This is a genomic window from Dongia deserti (genome assembly GCF_003574735.1).
GTDB lineage: Bacteria > Pseudomonadota > Alphaproteobacteria > Dongiales > Dongiaceae > Dongia_A > Dongia_A deserti.
Map to the genome: position 1 here is coordinate 73,520 of NZ_QORW01000015.1, position 14,698 is coordinate 88,217.

Consider the following 14,698-nt stretch of genomic DNA (forward strand, 5'->3'; position numbering starts at 1 on the left):
TCATCCAAGTTTAATCCGCCTCCCCGCCTCTCCTCATCGTCACGCGCCTATCATGAAAGGGCAATGAGTCAGCCCGCGACGGCTGCGCACAGCGATGGGTTGGGCAATCATGGATAGCACCGTTCACGCTGGCGCGATCTCGGGCTGGCTCTTTGACCGGTGGAGCAAGTACCCGCTCACGACGATCCTATGTGTGGCCACCGGCGACGTCGCGCTGATCGCACTCTACGCTGTCGGGCTTCGCGCGCCGGTTTTCGGCGAGGATCGCGCTGTCGAAGTTGCGACAGCACTCTTGTTTCTTGCGGCGTTCGTGGTCGGGGCCTTCTTGCGGCGACCGGGACCGCGCGATTACCGCATCCTCCTGCCCGTTGCCGCCGGCCTGGGCATCCTTGGCTTCCTCGACGAGATCAGCTTCGGCGCACGACTCTTCGGCTGGTCCATGCCGGAGATGACGGGGGGTGGCGAGTTCGATGGCGCGCATGACCTTTTCATCCTGACATACCGCCTCTCATCGCACGTCGATCCCATGCTGATGGTGACGATCGTCGGCGGTGCAAGTGTCATTGGCCTTGTCTTCATGATCCTCTGGTGTCGTGAGCTGTTCGGCCTGGCCCGCCGCATCGTCGCTGATCGGACGTACTCAGCGATGGCGCTTTTCATTGCAGCAATAGCTTTCTCCGCCCTCCTCGATCTCGATATTGGGGTACTGGATCGCCTCGGCCCCCTGGAAGAAATCGCTGAGCTCAACGCCGCGCTAGCCTTACTCGTAGTGAGCATGGGCGCGAACCGCCGACGGGTGCACGATGCGACCGCCGACTGAGAGTGCGCGATCGGCAATGGCTCGGCCGCCTGCGTCTGCGTTCCAGGGTGCGAGCGGATCTCAACGAAGGGGAGCTGGCGAACAGGGAATCCCAACACAGCGATCGATCGAAGCTGAAGCCCTCATCGAGCTGCTTCAGGGAGCCATCCATGACGTCCTGCGGCAGGTCCTTCCGCCGGGACCGCTGTGCCTGGTCGATTACCCGAGTCACCCCAACGTCGGAGATTCCGCGATCTGGGTGGGTGAGGTCGAGTATCTTTCCCGAGTGCGGGGCGTGCGGCCAGCCTACTGCTGCGCCGCAACCGACTATTCTGCGGCGGAGCTGAGGGAAAGCGCTCCTGAAGGCGCGATCCTGATCCACGGCGGCGGCAACTTCGGGACGCTATGGCCTGAGCATCAGGACTTCCGCCGCGAGTTGATGGAGCGGTTCCCTGGCCGCCCGATCATTCAGCTGCCGCAATCGATCCACTTTTCCGATGAGTCGTCGATCGCCGACACCGCGCGGGCGATCCGCAACCATGGCGCATTCACCCTGCTCGTCCGTGATCGCGCGTCGTTCGCGTTCGCGCGTTCCCATTTCGATTGCCCAGTTCACCTTTGTCCCGACATGGCCTTCTACATGCGCCGGGAGCACCGCCGCCCTTCGCGTGCGGATCTGTTGTGCCTGCTGCGCACCGACAAGGAACGAAAGGCTACGTTGGATGATTCGCTTGTGCCCGAAGGCGCGATTGTCACCGACTGGCTGACGGAGACTCGCGGTGAGCGGCGCGGCGCCAGGTTTCGGGCCACCATCCGCGCCGCCCTGACCGGCGCCGCTGCTCGCAGGCAGGCTCGCTACGACGCATTCGCCTGGAGCCGGTGCCGCCGCGGCGTGCGAATCCTTTCGCAGGGAAAAGTGGTGATCAGCGACCGGCTGCACGCACATATCATATCCACCATGTTGGGCATTCCGCACGTCGTGCTCGACAACTCATACGGGAAGCTGAGCAGCTTTCTGGCGGTTTGGACCAGCGAGCTCGAGTCCATGAGGCGTGCCGAGACGATGGAAGAAGCACTTGCGCAGGCACGCGATCTTCTTGCCTGCCAGAAATATTAGAAACTTTTAATGTTATGCTTTCTCGAACTTAATCTGAAGCACGCGCGATTTCTCACCTGTCCCTGGCATCTTGGGCAACTGCGAGGACGCACTTTGTCGAGCGTTCCGCCCGCTTCGCAAGCAGATACGGCCGAACCGTGTCACCACGCAAGCGATCGGAGATCCCATCAGAGACATGGAGAGAGACTCATGCTTACGCGCATCAACCGAAGCGCCTCCGCTGACAATGCACCGAACCCGGATCGGCGGAAGATGCTGAAGCGGCTCGGGCTTGGCATCGCCATCGCCTACGCAACACCCACGATGCTTCAACTCAGTCAGGCCCAGGCCGCGAGCAAGGGCAGCGGCGGCAGCGGCGGCCGTGGGAGTGGTGGCCGTGGGAGTGGTGGCCGCGGCAGCGGCGGCCGTGGGAGTGGTGGTCGCGGCAGTGGCGGTCGCGGCAGTGGCGGTCGGAGCAGTGGCGGTCGGAGCAGCGGCAGTCGCGGGCGCAAGAGCGGACCCAGCGGGTCTCTTCGGTACCGGGGCAACTCCCGTCCATCGTAATCGGCGCGTTCGAGCCCTGACAGCCTCAAGGTCGCCAGGGCGCTCGGACTCCAGCAGCGGATCACGATCCCAACAGCCAACTCACTCCGGTTTCCGACCCAAGCACGGCGCTTGGGTCGGGAAACGAGCCGAAGGGAAGGAAGCACTCTGCCATGTTGATGGCGTTCGAAGGGATTGCACGACCAATCGAGCTCGACGGGTGCGAGGAACTGCGCGGTCGCTTTGGAACCGTGTTCCGCGGTTGGCGAATGAGGAAACTGGCCTCGTCGGCGGATGACCCAGTCATCGCCTTGCGCAAGAAGAACAACAGCTATCGCCTGGAGACGCCATCACTCGGTCCGGCGATCCATCAGCCCACCGACATCAGCGCCGTTTGTGCCTTCATCGCCGATCTCGTCGAGATCTACGTGGCCGACGAACCATCACTGCTCTGCCTGCACAGTGGCGCCGCGGCCTTTCCCGACGGGCTCGTGATGTTTCCCAACCAGTTCCGCGCTGGAAAGAGCACGCTGCTCGCGCGCCTTGCCGCTTCCAGCGTTCCGGTTTTTGCGGACGACGTGCTGCCGATATGCAGATCGTCGCGTCAGGGCGTCGCTCTGGGAATTGCTCCGAGGCTGCGCCTTCCCCTTCCGAAGAACGCCGGTGTCGATTTTCGCCGCTTCGTCCGGGCTCACAGCGGACCAAGTGACAATCGTTACCTCTACCTTGACCTGCCGCCGGAGGTCTTGATCCGCCACGGGCGCAGAATGCCGGTGGCGGCCTGCGTCCTCCTCGATCGCCGGCCACGGGGCAAGGCGCAGCTCGTGCCGACGTCGAAGAGCCTCGGGCTCCAACGGGCAATCCGGCAGAACTTCGCGCGATCGGTCTCCGCAGCCGACATTGCCGATTGCCTCCACGACCTGTTGCGCGGGATGCCCTGCTACACGCTGCGCTATTCCAGCCTGGACGATGCGGCAAGCCTGCTGCTGGATGTATTCCAGGGCCGAACAGCGCCGAATCAGGAAGTAAAAGCCGCACCGGCGCCTCAGAGCATGGCATCCAATGCCATGCTCTCGGACGCCCGCCATCCGAAGGCGCGGTGCGACGGCTTGCGCAACACCGGCCGATACCGGCGCAATCCGGCGATCATCCTTCGCGCCGTTGAGAATGATGCGTTCCTGGTCGACCCGCGGGGTCAGTCGATCTACCACCTGAACCCGGTCGCAGCGGGACTGTGGCGCCTTCTGCACAAGCCAACGAGCGTCTCCGATGCCGCAGCAGCAATTTCCAACGCCTTTCCCGCAGTCGATGCTGCGACAATCAAAGGCGATGTGCAGGCGCTGATCGCAGACCTGCACGCCAATAAGCTGATCGAGCGGTGCCATTCGCGCATGCGCCGAGCGAGGCACTGATGATCCATGAGGCATCAGGCCGTTGCTCGGCGTTGCATGGCGCACGATTGGCGCGTTGCATACCGTCTCTCGCTTTCCTGCTGGCCGCCACGCTCCTCGTCTGCGCTCGCGCTCAGGCGTCGGACGTGTCCTTGCAGGACACGCGCACGGACGCCAACGTCATCACTGCAATCGACGTGTCGGACTCCATCGGCCGGCATGAGGAATGGCTTCAGCAGGCAGGGCTCGCGCGGGCGCTGCTCGATCCGAGCTTCCTTGATGCCGCGACGGCCGGTCCCCATCGACGGATCGGGTTCGCAGTATTCACCTGGTCGAGCGATGGTCGGTTCGACGTGCTGGTGCCGTGGACAATCATCGGCTCCGCCGAACAGGCGGCGCACGTGTCCGCGGTCGTTGGTTCGGTCGAACTCGTCGACCGTTCCGATTATGGAGGCGGGGATGTCGAGGACGCGCGCGATCGGGGCAGCGTTGTCAGCCCTGAACGGCGAACTGATATCTCAGCGGCGATCGATCACGCGTCGCTGCTTCTGGCATCGGCTCCCTTTGAAACCAGTCGATCGGTGATGAACATCTGCGCAAATGGTGTCGACAACGCGGCGACGGATGGCGATGACGGCGTAAGCGAGGCGAGAGGCCGGGCTGTCTCAAAGGGCTTGATTGTCAATGGAGTGGCGATGGGTGATCGCCAAGGTCTCGTGCAGTATTTCCGATCCCATGTGATCGGGGGGCACGGCTCCTTCGTCATGAAGCTATCCAGCCCGAATGACGCTGGCCAAATCATGGCTGAGAAATTCAGGCGCGACCTGCTGGCAGAGGCGGCGCTCGCTGAGCCTCCGAACCCGCGACAGGATTGATGATGGTATCTGCGCGCGTTCGCACCACTGGATGACATTTGAGGGTCGAGAGACATGGCAGACAAGACACAGGCATTTGAGCACATCCGGCTTATGCAGCAGCGCATAACGGAGCAGATCGAGAAGATCGAGCAATTGGAACGGTCGGGGAAAGACGCAATGGAAGGCAGGCACCGTCTCCAATTGCTTGAGCGCGCGCTGGAGGAAATGCGCATCCAGATCGGGCATCTTTCGCCAACACGCATGGACGAAAAGCGGGACAGGATGAAGGGATGATACTCCCGCCGATGGAAAATCTGGCCTGATCTCAAGTGCGCGGGTCTACTGCATCGGCAGCTGGTCTGCTCTGGCAGTTCACTGATGAGACGCCCCGCGAACGGCCAAAATGGCAGCGCGCCGGGTCAGCCCGGTACGATCCGATCGTTCAGTTTGTGATCTACGATGTCGACCGTGCGGTCGATTTCGGCATTGGGCACGCCGAGCTGATGCGAGATCAACTTCACCAGCAGGTCGACCCGCTCGATGAACGGCGCTCCAGCGGCGACAGCCCGGGCCGCCGAGGAAGGTTTGAGAAGGCTTTCCGCCGCCTTGGCGTACTTCTCGAACGGCACCTGATCCTTGGGGTCGGCCCCCAGACGCCGCGCGACGGCATCGACATGGTCATAGATCGACTTCGAGAGCTTCAGGTCCTCGTGCACCGCATCGCGGATCGACCGCGGCTCATGCAGCGTGATGCAGCGGTAGTTGCCGGTCAACAGCATCGACCATTTGGCGAGAGGGACGAAGAGCGAGTCGAACACCTTGAGCTTCACCGGAACGTCGTGACCATCCAGCCTCACCGCGCCGATGTCTGCTTCCAGCTCCCGAAGCAGACGGTTATGCGCCTCATCCGCAAATGTCGCTGCCTTGAAGTTTGTCGCCAGGCCGACATGCAGGACATTCGCCGCCTCCTCCGGCGGGCGGAATGCCTGCGGATCGGGCGAGCAGAGTGACACCAGCCCCGGCTCGAAGCGTTCCCACACCTGGGCATTGGTATAGGCTTCCTCCAACTCCATATCCGCCAGCGCCGGGATCCGTTTGAGATAGGGCAAGGGCGGCATGTTCATGATCGAGAGACAAGGCAGCCTCGCCTCCGCGATCTTGATCATCAGCACCCGGATCGTGTGGTTGGTGTATTGCGGCTCCTGCATGGCAAGACCAACGAGGTCATAGCGGGAGAGGTCGACGTCTTCGGGCGAGGCCGCGTCCAGAGTCCCAGGCAGATCGCGCGAGAAGATCGCCCGATGTATCGGCTCGTCACGCAGCTTGATGCGAACTTCGGTACCGTCGCGATTGATGAGTTCGGCAGTCTTTTGCCGACAGACCAGGGTCACGTTGTGACCGGCCATCAACAGCTTTGTCGCCAGCAACGAGCCATACGAGGCCCCAAGGATCAGAATGTCGCGCGCCATGCTTCCGCTCCCAGAGATGATGCCGGACTCATTTCCAGCCCCCAAAGCCAAGCTGGGCTGCCGATTTCCGTCAGATCAGTGATCGGCCCGGGCGAAGGAACGGTCAAGCCAGACCTTAGACCATATTTGGAACGGCCCTTCGTGCATAGAGCGGCCGCGTCCGTGTGAATCGATAGCTACCGCCATTGCCGCGCTCCGTTGGCAAGTGGCGTCAACGGTCGCTGTGGCGTGCACCCCTGAGATCGGGCCAGCCGTAGCAGATTTCGTCGAGCGTGCAGCCCCACAGGCGCTCTCGACGCTCGGCGACCGCTTTGCCGCCGACGCGCTCGTAGAAGTAGCGTGAAGGATTGTCGCGCAGGACCCACAGGAAGCTGCAGTCATAGCCCTTGACGAGCATCGCGGCAAAGGCGGCCGACAATAGCCGCCGGCCGATGCCGCGCTCCTGGAATTCCGGCAGGACATAGAGCGTGTGGATCTCGCCGACGTTTGTGTTGCCGTCGCCGGCGAAGCGCCCACCGGCCGGGCGATTGCCGGGCCGCGACAGCCCGAAGCTCGTAAATCCGATCACATCACGATCTGCGTCAGCGGCCACGATGACCGGCTGTGCGTCGGCGCGGTTGCGGATGATCCAGGACCATTCGCGCGCCTGGCGCTCGTAGGACATGCGGAGCAGCATGCGGTGCGGCAGGACTGCGGCGTAGGTCGACCGCCAGGTATCGACGTAAACTTTGGCGATTCCCGCAGCAGCCCGCTCGGTTGCCAGCCCGATCGTCGTCATAGAACCAGCCTAGCACGATTCCGTAACGCCGCCAGCCCTCCCTTAGCCAGCTCATGCCGCGCCAGCTCGTCTCTGGCACCGCGCTAGCTCGTTAAAGTGAGGTGCTAATGATCAGCTGACGCGGGCAATCGTCATCTCCGGTCCGGGCCGATCCGCTGACATGCTTGGCAGCTCTTCGACTACCGATCTTGACCCTTGGCGGAGCGGACTTCTGCTGCCAGAATAGTATGCAAGTGCTCGCATCTTTTCCGACTATGGACCTGTCGGAGGTGATGTGCTTCGAGACTCTCGCGGGTATAAAAGCGAACGTCGATTGACCGCTCGTTAGCGCGCCATAGGCGGCTATGGCTGTTGCTGGTGAGGTCGAAGAGCGCGTCAGAACAACCGAACTGCTGTAATCATTGTGGTGTAGGGCGCTCTTTGACCCGAAAGCGCAGCTGTCTCAAGATCCCGCAAATGCCATCAAGGCACGGTCCTTTTGAGGTTCATTTCGACGGAACTTTCCGCTTCAAACAGGGTTTCGTTCCGAACTGCGCGAAATACGTCAGGATCGGCGGGGAGGTGAATCCCCGAGCTGTTTAGCGCCAGATGATTGTGTCATCGCCACATTAAGTTCTTCGATGCGTTCCCGACGCGTGTGCTCTGTCGCGCCCAATTGGGTGTGCCCAGGACTACGGAGCCGACCAAGTTCTCAGCCCACGTTAATGTCCGCCAAGCGTCACTGCTGACTGAGCAGTTGACGTAGTCGTTCCGCAAGCAGGTTGCAGCGAAGTTTGGCCCCCAAGTTCGTGGCGCGGGAACTCACCTGCGGTTGCGACGTTTCATCTGCAAGGCCGCATTCCGCGGCATCAATCCTATCGGAAAATGTCACACGACCCTTCAGAAGAGTCTGTGGCCGTTGATGGCCTGCATTCGCCGGACCGCCCCGAGCTTGGCGCGCATCCTGCCCCCTGTCCGGTGGTCGGCTTGGGCGCTTCAGCCGGCGGACTGGAGGCGTTTCAAAACTTCCTGATGGCGGCGCCTCCAGACGCCGGCCTCGCTTATGTGCTGGTTCAGCATCTCGATCCCAACCACGAAAGTATGCTGGCCGAACTGCTTTCCCGCCGAACCACGATGCCGGTGCGCCAGATCGCTGATGGCATGCCGATCGAGCCGAATCACCTTTATCTTATCCCGCCAAATGCCAGCCTCGTGATCGACAAGGGGCGATTGAGGCTTTCCGGGTTTTCCGAGCCACGCGGCTTTCGCCGGCCCATCGATGTCTTTTTCCGCAGCTTGGCGCAGGATCAAGGAGCCAACGCCGCCTGTGTAGTCCTCTCCGGCACAGGAGCGGACGGCAGCGAGGGGCTTCGTGCGATAAAGGAGGCCGGCGGCCTCACCCTGGTTCAGGACCCGAAAACAGCGAAGTATGATGGCATGCCGAAGAGCGCCGTTGCCACCGGCCTAGTCGACAAAGTGATGCCGGTCGGCGACATGCCAGCGGCCATTCGAGACTATTTCGATCGCGGTCACGCGAGCATCTTCAGCCTGCCGGATGTTACCGATTTCCTGCTCGCTGTGTGTGAAGAGCTGCGCCACCGGCTCGGCCACGATTTCAGCCAATACAAGCGCAGCACGATGATGCGGCGTATCCAGCGGCGCATGCAGGTGCTCGGCATTGCCAGCCCGCCCGACTACCTTGAGCGCGTCCGGGAGAAGGCGGACGAAGCGAGGCTGCTCTTTCGTGACCTGCTCATCAACGTCACCTGCTTCTTCCGCGACGCAGAGGCATTCGACTTCCTCCGCCGCGAAGTGGTGCCGGTACTCTTGCGCGACAAGGGCGCGAGCGACACGATCCGACTTTGGACACCAGGCTGTTCAAGTGGCGAGGAAGCCTACAGCATTGCCATCCTGATCGCGGAAGCCCTCGCGCGAGCACCGGCGCGACCAACCGTCCAGATCTTCGCCACCGACATCGACGAAGCGATGCTGCAGAAAGCGCGCGCGGCAAGCTACCCGCAATCGGCGGTCAAGGACGTGCCGATCGAGCTGCTCGACCGCTACTTCTATGCGCAAGAAGACGATTATGTGCTGAATCAAAGCATCCGCGACATGGTGCGGGTCTCCAACCACAACATCATCAAGGACCCGCCGTTCTCGCGCGTCGACATGATCGTCTGCCGCAACCTTCTCATCTATCTGAACACAGCTCTGCAGCAACGCCTGATCCCGGTGTTCCACTACTCACTGAAGCCGCAGGGCTGGCTGTTTCTGGGCTCTGCCGAGAACATTGCCGGGCGCAGCGATCTCTTCGAGACCGTCGAACAGACGCACCGCATATACAGACGGCGCGGCGCCTATCGCCAGTCCGTGGCGATGCCGTTGTTCGTCGAGCCGCTTGCACTTGCGGCAGCGGCGAGCAAACCGGCCGAGGGGCAACGCATAGGCGGCGATCGCGCAGATGCCGTCGTGCGGCGGGTCATGGAGCGCTATGCTCCCGCGCACGTTGTGGTCAATTCCGATAATGATGTTGTCCGCTCATCGACCAGAACCGGAAGGTACCTCGAACTTGCGGAGGGAACACCGTCCAACAAGATCACCGATCTTGCCAAGCGCGGTCTTCGCTCCGCGGTGCGCGCAGTGCTCGACGGAGCGCGGGCGAGCAGGAAGCGCACGATCAAGCGTGAGGTGCGTGTCGAGGGAGAAGGAGATGCAATCTTCCTGGTCGATCTGAATGCCGACCCGATCAGCGAAGAGGAGACGCTCCTCGTATTCCAGGACGCACGGACGGGCAATCGGGACTTCGACGACGAGAGCGAGGTCGATGTCGAGAGCTATTCCCACGAAGAGCGGATCAGCGAGCTTGAGGATGAACTCAACGAGACGCGGTCCAGGCTGCGCACGACGGTCGAGGAGCTGGAGACATCGAACGAGGAGTTGAAGAGTTCGAACGAAGAAATGATGTCCATGAACGAGGAGCTGCAGTCGGCGAACGAAGAGCTCGCCACCGTCAACGAAGAGCTCAAGAACAAGGTCGACCAGCTCGCGCGCGCCAATAGCGATCTGCAGAACTTCATCGAAAGCACGCAAGTGCCGACGATCTTCCTGGATCGCAAGCTGCGGATCAGGAACTTCACCCCGGCAACGAAGGCGCTGTTCCGCTTCCAGGATCAGGATCGGGGCAGGTCTTTCTCGGATGTGGTATCGCGTACGGATCAACGCCAGCTCGAAGAACTCAGCCGCAAGGTGCTGGAGATCGGCGAGCCGATCGAGCAAGAGCTCACGATCGATAACGGCAACGAGAGCTATGTGCTGCGCGTTCTTCCGTATCGCGACGTCAACGACATAAGCGATGGCGTCATTCTTGTGTTCTCCGATGTCACGAAGATCAGGCAGACCCAGGCAGACTTAGCGCGCAACGAGGACCTTGCACGTCAACGCAGCCACGAAATCGAGACGCTGTACAAGACTGCGCCCGTTGGCATGGCCATGATCGACCGCAATCGCCGATTCCTGAAGGTCAATCGGCACCTCGCCGACTTGACTGGCCACAGCGTGGAAGAGCTCGTCGGCCGCGCGCTTAAAGACGTGGTTCCGGTGCTGGCGGAACGCATGGAAGGGCCTGCCGCGGATGTTTTCGAGCAGGGTCGGGAGATGAGCAATCTTGACGCAACCATCCGCATAAACGGGGATGGCGCAAGAGACTTCCTCATCGACGTCTATCCGTACGAGGAGGACGAGCGCGTGACTGCAGTCGGTGTGGTTCTCAAGGACGTGACCGACGTGCGGCGACTCGAGAAGGAGCTGCGGCGGCTGATGGACGAACTGCAGCACCGCGTCAAGAATACGTTGGCGACGGTCACGTCGATCGTCAATCAGACAGCTGCAACCAAGTCGGATCGCGCGGATTTCGTGGAGACGCTCAAGCAACGTGTCGGTGCGCTGGCGGCGACGCACAACCTCCTCACCTTGCACGACTGGCGCGATGCATCCCTGCGCGACATTCTCGATGCGGAGCTGCGGCCATATACTCAGAAGGGGCAGGTCACGATCAATGGTCCAGAGGTCCGCCTGCCGCCCAAGCACGCGCTTACGTTGACGCTGACACTCCATGAACTGGTCACGAACGCCGCAAAATATGGGGCGCTCGCGCACGATGGGGCCACTCTGTCCATCGCGTGGATGGTCAGCGTTGATGCCGCTGGCAGGCGACTCTCGATCGACTGGACCGAAAGCAGCGTGCCGGGAGTACCAACGAAGGCGAGGTCGGGCTTCGGCATGAAGCTGATCAAGAGTGCCGTCGGGCACGACCTGCAAGGCAAGTGCGACTACCGACTGGCCGCGGGGGGCGCCCACTGCACGATTACCGTGCCGTTCTAAGAGGTTTGAAAATGGGCGATCTGGCCGGCGCAAGGGTGCTGCTGCTCGAGGACGAGTTTCTCATCGCTATGGATGCTGAGCAGGTTCTGCTGGGGTTAGGTGCGGAGACGGTGAAGATCGCGAGCACGCTCGCCGAGGCGGAACAACTGGCGTCGAATTGCCATTTCGACGCGGCGATGCTCGATGTCAACATCAACGGTCAAGTCAGCTTTCCGCTGGCGGAGAGTCTATGGCGCCGCGGCGTAGCGGTCGTGTTCGCGACAGGTTACGAGATGAAGAATCAGCCTTTTCCCGAGTTCGCGCTCTGCGTCACCAAGCCGTATACGAGTGCAGATCTGCGAGATACTTTTTCCATGGCGCTTCGGCGCCGCGCCGACTAGGGGCCAATGCATGCCAGATCGGGCTCGTCGTCATGCGGTGCCCGCGATGACTGAACCTGCCACGATGCAGCGCGCTCACCAGCGGGGCCCTAATCCAAGTCCACTACTTTTTTGTGCCGTGACTGCACAGGTCTCCTCTGCGGGATAGTTCAGGCATCGACGTGCTCCCGGGCAAGGCAATGGCGGCACGGGCGGAGAGATAAAGATTCCGGATCGGGTGGCGGCTGGCCGATCGGGTGGGTGCCGCGGCACCGTGTCATTGCCGTGTCAAGCTCGGCAATGACATGACACTTTGAATTTAGGATTCATATGTTGAGACTAATACCACCAGCGAGCTGCGCCTCGCTGCCGTGGACCGGCAACACAAGCAAGCCCGGGAGGTAAGATGGCAAAGATCCAGATCTTCTTTCCTGCACTGCTCCTCGGCCTGTTCCTGGGTAGCGTTGCCTCGGCCCAGGGGACCGGCGAATGGACGACCGGCGCAGCGATGCCGTCGGAGCGTTCCGAGGTGGCGGTCGCCGCGCTGGACGGCAAAATCTACGTCGTTGGCGGATTCGGCGGCCAGCAAGAGCTCGAGATCTACGATCCCGCAGGCGATCGCTGGAGCCGCGGCGCCGCCATTCCGCGCGCGCTGCATCACGCAGGGGCGATCGGGCTCAACAGCAAGCTCTATGTCATCGGGGGGTACGCCAATGGCTGGGACCCGACCAACTCGGTCTATGAGTACGACCCGGCTGGCGACCGCTGGCGCTCCCTTGCTGCCATGCCGACGCCACGGGGTGCGCTGGCCGTCGCCGTCATCGACGACAAGATCCATGCGGTCGGAGGGTCGGGCAATGACCGGCGCAACACGCCGGCTCACGAGGTCTATGATCCCTCGACCGATCGATGGAGGGCGCTGGCGCCACTTCCGACGCCGCGCGACCATCTCGCGGCGGCCACGGTGAACGGGCGTCTCTATGCCATCGGTGGGCGCGTGGACGGCAGCTATTCGCGGAACCTGGCCGCAAACGAGTCGTATGATCCGGCGGCCGATCGCTGGGAGGCGCGGAAGCCGCTGCCGACGCCCCGCAGCGGCATCGCGGCGGCGGTACTCGGCGGTCGGATTTTCGTTGTCGGCGGCGAGGCGCCAGCGGGGACGTTCGACGAGGTCGAGGCCTATGACCCCAGGAGCGATAGCTGGACCAGCCATGCCCCGATGCCGACGGCACGCCACGGCCTGGGGGCCGCGGTCGTCGGGAAGATGCATGTCATCGCCGGCGGCCCCTCGCCCGGCGGCTCCGCCTCATCCGCCAACGAGATCTTCACGCCGTGACGCGGGGAAATTGCGGGCGGAGTTGGTTCGCAGCAAGATTCGGCAGTACTCGGGTGCGGCTGCAGGTGATTGCAGGCCTCATTTATCGGAGGTGATGGCATGCAGGATTTCAGGAACAAGGTTGCCATCGTAACAGGCGCCACCGATGGGATCGGAGAAACCGTGGCAGAGACGCTCCATGCTCGCGGCGCGTGCGTCGTTGTTGCATCCCGCGATGCGGACAAGACCAGCAAGAAGGCACAGGCGTTCGACCCATCGGGCACCCGCAGCCTTGGCTTCGCCTGCGATGTCTCAGATCCAGAGCAGGTCTCGGAGCTCGTCAGGGCGACGGTTGGACGCTTTGGCGGGCTGCATCTGGCGGTGAACAATGCAGCGGTCGTCGGTCCGGGAGGCACCACAATACCCGACACAGGCATCGAGGACTGGAACGCCGTCATCGCGGTTTCGCTCAGCGGGGTGTTCCATTGCCTGAAGTATGAAATACCCGAAATGCTGAAGAGCGGTGGCGGGGCGATCGTCAACCTGTCGGCCGCGAACGGCATCATCGGCTTCCCTGGGGTCGGTGCCTACACGGCCGCGAAACATGGCGTGCTTGGCTTGACGCGCGTCGCCGCATTGGAGTTCGCAACGCAAAACATTCGGGTCAACGCGGTCGGTCCGGGTTTCGTCGATACACCGAAGATGCGCCAGACCCCCGATGAGGTTCTGGAAGGTTTCCGAGCGGCGCACCCGATGCAGCGGATGGCAACGCGGCAAGAGGTCACGAACCTGATCGCGTTCCTTCTCTCGGACCAGAGCAGCTTTTCGACGGGCGGGTTCTATCCGGTCGACGGTGGATATACCGCACAATAGGACATTTCGACGGAAGTCCGTTCCCACGAGCGGACCGGTTCAAGTCCGGTCGTGTTATGTTTCACTCATTCGCTTCGATGGAGGTAGCCATGGGCGTGACCTTTCCAAATGAGGGCCCGGAGTATCGCGCCGCTCGGAACAAGCTGTTGGAGCGCGAGGTCGCGCTCCGGCGTGAAATGGAAGCCGTGGCCGCGGCAGTTCGAGCCCTGCCGCCGGGCGGAGCCGTTCCCGAGGATTACGAGTTCGACCACATCGACGCCCGGGGGGTGCCAGCCAAGGTACGGTTGTCCGAACTGTTTCGGCCTGGTACCGACACGGTGATCCTCTACCACTTCATGTTCCCGCGGCACCGCAGCGACAAGCGGCGCGCGCCGAGCAGTGGGCCGATGACAGCGCTTCCCCTCGAGGAGGGGCCGTGTCCCTCTTGCACGGCCTTGCTCGACAACTGGGAGGGAGCGGTGCCGCACGTCGAGGGGCTGGGGGCAAACATCGCCGCCGTGGCCAAGGCACCGATCGAGCGGGTTGCAGCCTTTGCAGCGCATCGCGGCTGGCGCAATCTGAAGCTGCTTTCAGCCGCCAACACCCGCTTCAAACGCGACTATCATGGGGAGGACGAGGAGGGACAGCAGGTGCCGATCCTCACGGTGTTCCACAAGGGCGCCGATGGGGTGGTCAGGCTGAGTTGGGCCTCCGAGCTGTTGTTCGCGCCAGCCGAGCCGGGGCAAGATCCACGGCATATCGGCACGGTCGAGCCGATGTGGACTCTCTTGGACCTCACGCCCGGAGGGCGGCCGCACGCGTACGAGCAATTCGAATACGAATGATATCGGCCGAAGGCGCCAGCGGGGACTCAGCAGGC

General features: G+C 62.4%; 12 protein-coding genes. 10 read left to right on the forward strand and 2 right to left on the reverse strand.

All coding sequences use genetic code 11. The features are described from left to right. The first annotated feature begins 109 nt into the window (after window positions 1-109). From DTX69_RS21720 to DTX69_RS21745, 5 genes are all read left to right on the forward strand, one after another. Window positions 110-820 carry a hypothetical protein gene (locus DTX69_RS21720; protein WP_162917441.1) on the forward strand — a complete coding sequence of 237 codons (711 nt, stop codon included), beginning with the start codon at window positions 110-112 and terminating at the stop codon, window positions 818-820. 16 nt (window positions 821-836) lie between these two features. Further along, window positions 837-1,916, forward strand: coding sequence for a polysaccharide pyruvyl transferase family protein (locus tag DTX69_RS21725; RefSeq protein ID WP_284735979.1), 1,080 nt, complete (start codon window positions 837-839; stop codon window positions 1,914-1,916). Between the two features lie 695 nt (window positions 1,917-2,611). Continuing rightward, a complete protein-coding gene (locus tag DTX69_RS21735; protein WP_119303683.1) occupies window positions 2,612-3,850 on the forward strand; it encodes a PqqD family protein in 1,239 nt (412 codons plus the stop codon). A gap of 131 nt (window positions 3,851-3,981) precedes the next feature. Then, on the forward strand, window positions 3,982-4,704 hold the full coding sequence (locus DTX69_RS21740) for a DUF1194 domain-containing protein (RefSeq protein ID WP_162917443.1): 723 nt from the start codon (window positions 3,982-3,984) through the stop codon (window positions 4,702-4,704). A gap of 54 nt (window positions 4,705-4,758) precedes the next feature. Continuing rightward, window positions 4,759-4,980 (forward strand): hypothetical protein, encoded by a 222-nt coding sequence (locus DTX69_RS21745; RefSeq protein ID WP_119303685.1) that lies wholly within the window; start codon window positions 4,759-4,761, stop codon window positions 4,978-4,980. Between the two features lie 125 nt (window positions 4,981-5,105). Here DTX69_RS21745 and DTX69_RS21750 read toward each other — a convergent pair whose 3' ends face one another. Together DTX69_RS21750 and DTX69_RS21755 are read right to left on the reverse strand one after the other, a co-directional pair. Further along, on the reverse strand, window positions 5,106-6,155 hold the full coding sequence (locus DTX69_RS21750) for a ketopantoate reductase family protein (RefSeq protein ID WP_119303686.1): 1,050 nt from the start codon (window positions 6,153-6,155) through the stop codon (window positions 5,106-5,108). A gap of 211 nt (window positions 6,156-6,366) precedes the next feature. After that, entirely contained in the window at window positions 6,367-6,933 is a 567-nt protein-coding gene (locus DTX69_RS21755; protein WP_119303687.1) for a GNAT family N-acetyltransferase, read from the reverse strand. A gap of 891 nt (window positions 6,934-7,824) precedes the next feature. Here DTX69_RS21755 and DTX69_RS21760 point away from each other — a divergent pair. From DTX69_RS21760 to DTX69_RS21780, 5 genes are all read left to right on the forward strand, one after another. Then, on the forward strand, window positions 7,825-11,292 hold the full coding sequence (locus tag DTX69_RS21760; RefSeq protein ID WP_162917444.1) for a chemotaxis protein CheB: 3,468 nt from the start codon (window positions 7,825-7,827) through the stop codon (window positions 11,290-11,292). A gap of 11 nt (window positions 11,293-11,303) precedes the next feature. Beyond that, window positions 11,304-11,672, forward strand: a complete 369-nt coding sequence (locus DTX69_RS21765; protein ID WP_119303689.1) for a response regulator — start codon at window positions 11,304-11,306, stop codon at window positions 11,670-11,672. 385 nt (window positions 11,673-12,057) lie between these two features. Beyond that, window positions 12,058-12,987, forward strand: a complete 930-nt coding sequence (locus DTX69_RS21770; RefSeq protein ID WP_119303690.1) for a Kelch repeat-containing protein — start codon at window positions 12,058-12,060, stop codon at window positions 12,985-12,987. A 99-nt stretch (window positions 12,988-13,086) separates the two neighbouring features. Further along, the gene (locus DTX69_RS21775; RefSeq protein WP_119303691.1) at window positions 13,087-13,839 is read left to right on the forward strand and encodes an SDR family NAD(P)-dependent oxidoreductase; all 753 of its coding nucleotides are present in this window, start codon (window positions 13,087-13,089) and stop codon (window positions 13,837-13,839) included. 89 nt (window positions 13,840-13,928) lie between these two features. Beyond that, a complete protein-coding gene (locus DTX69_RS21780) occupies window positions 13,929-14,663 on the forward strand; it encodes a DUF899 family protein (protein ID WP_119303692.1) in 735 nt (244 codons plus the stop codon). Window positions 14,664-14,698: the final 35 nt, after the last annotated feature.

Excerpts from the sequence above, each read along its gene's own strand:
- DTX69_RS21720 (WP_162917441.1), top strand. The coding sequence starts at position 110 with ATGGATAGCACCGTTCACGCTGGCGCGATCTCGGGCTGGCTCTTTGAC.
- DTX69_RS21725 (WP_284735979.1), top strand. The coding sequence starts at position 837 with ATGGCTCGGCCGCCTGCGTCTGCGTTCCAGGGTGCGAGCGGATCTCAA.
- DTX69_RS21735 (WP_119303683.1), top strand. The coding sequence starts at position 2,612 with ATGTTGATGGCGTTCGAAGGGATTGCACGACCAATCGAGCTCGACGGG.
- DTX69_RS21745 (WP_119303685.1), top strand. The coding sequence starts at position 4,759 with ATGGCAGACAAGACACAGGCATTTGAGCACATCCGGCTTATGCAGCAG.
- DTX69_RS21750 (WP_119303686.1), bottom strand. The coding sequence starts at position 6,155 with ATGGCGCGCGACATTCTGATCCTTGGGGCCTCGTATGGCTCGTTGCTG.
- DTX69_RS21755 (WP_119303687.1), bottom strand. The coding sequence starts at position 6,933 with ATGACGACGATCGGGCTGGCAACCGAGCGGGCTGCTGCGGGAATCGCC.
- DTX69_RS21765 (WP_119303689.1), top strand. The coding sequence starts at position 11,304 with ATGGGCGATCTGGCCGGCGCAAGGGTGCTGCTGCTCGAGGACGAGTTT.
- DTX69_RS21770 (WP_119303690.1), top strand. The coding sequence starts at position 12,058 with ATGGCAAAGATCCAGATCTTCTTTCCTGCACTGCTCCTCGGCCTGTTC.
- DTX69_RS21775 (WP_119303691.1), top strand. The coding sequence starts at position 13,087 with ATGCAGGATTTCAGGAACAAGGTTGCCATCGTAACAGGCGCCACCGAT.
- DTX69_RS21780 (WP_119303692.1), top strand. The coding sequence starts at position 13,929 with ATGGGCGTGACCTTTCCAAATGAGGGCCCGGAGTATCGCGCCGCTCGG.